Origin of the sequence: Campylobacter concisus, from assembly GCF_002914195.1 — a bacterium.
Taxonomy (GTDB): domain Bacteria; phylum Campylobacterota; class Campylobacteria; order Campylobacterales; family Campylobacteraceae; genus Campylobacter_A; species Campylobacter_A concisus_M.
Genome location: NZ_PPAU01000058.1, coordinates 1 through 899, shown reverse-complemented (window position 1 = coordinate 899; position 899 = coordinate 1). Strand labels below are relative to the sequence as shown.

Genomic DNA, 899 nt, shown 5'->3' with positions numbered 1-899 from the left:
GTATAAACCAAGAAAGCTTTTCCTATTGATACAGCTACTCCAAGCACTTTTGAAAGAAGAATACCCATCGCTCCAGTTGTCGTAACAAGCAAGGTAGTGCAAATAGTCATTAAGATATCAACAAATCCACCAAAAAACTTATCTATGCCATTATATAGATCAGTAAATTTTGGTAGCATAAAATACAAAGTAGATGGGGTTAATGCTTCTATTAAGTTTTGCTTAGAAAAACCTCTTGTATCATTTTTGGCCTCTTGTGCCTTCACGTCATCACTCGGGCTATTTGTAGTAATGGAGTTGTTATTTACGCTTGCGGCATTTTGATAAGCAACTGCGGCGTCCTTTCTCTCTTCTAATGTTTGTCCCAACAATGACGTTTTATATAGAGTAAAAGATGATGGGACAAGAACAGTGTTGATCCAACCATTTGTCACCTGCATATTTGCCATTCTTTGAGAAACATTGTGCATAGTCTGCGTTGATGTTTTTGCATTTTTTATATCTTTTAAAGAGCTTATCGCTGTCTTTGTAAAATAGTAATCAGCAATGGTATTAGATGAAATTTTACTTATACTTTGCTCTAAAGCTGCACAAGCATCTACTGATATAGTAGTAATATTGTTATTTTTCAATGCTGTTTGTTGTCCATTAGTATAAGATTTCTGGGTTAGGGCCTCTCTCTCTGTTTTTAGAGTTCCAGAAAGAGCCTCTGGCATAATAATACCATCGTAAGCAGTATTTGACTCCGCACCATAAATTGTTTTACAAAAAGCAGAATAAAACTCAACCTCTTTTTGCAAAATCAAAAAATTACGCCTTGTTTCATCAAGCTTTTCCGCATAAGAATCAACTACGTTACCCACCGACATATTATTTACTGATTGTAAATAGATTAGATA

At 34.8% G+C, this 899-nt stretch carries 1 protein-coding gene; it reads right to left on the bottom strand.

Going from position 1 to position 899, the window contains the following annotated elements; genetic code table 11:
• Positions 1-869: hypothetical protein (locus tag CYP28_RS01845; RefSeq protein WP_141090894.1), on the bottom strand; the 869-nt coding region annotated here is incomplete at its 3' end.
• Between the last annotated feature and the right edge of the window lie 30 nt (positions 870-899).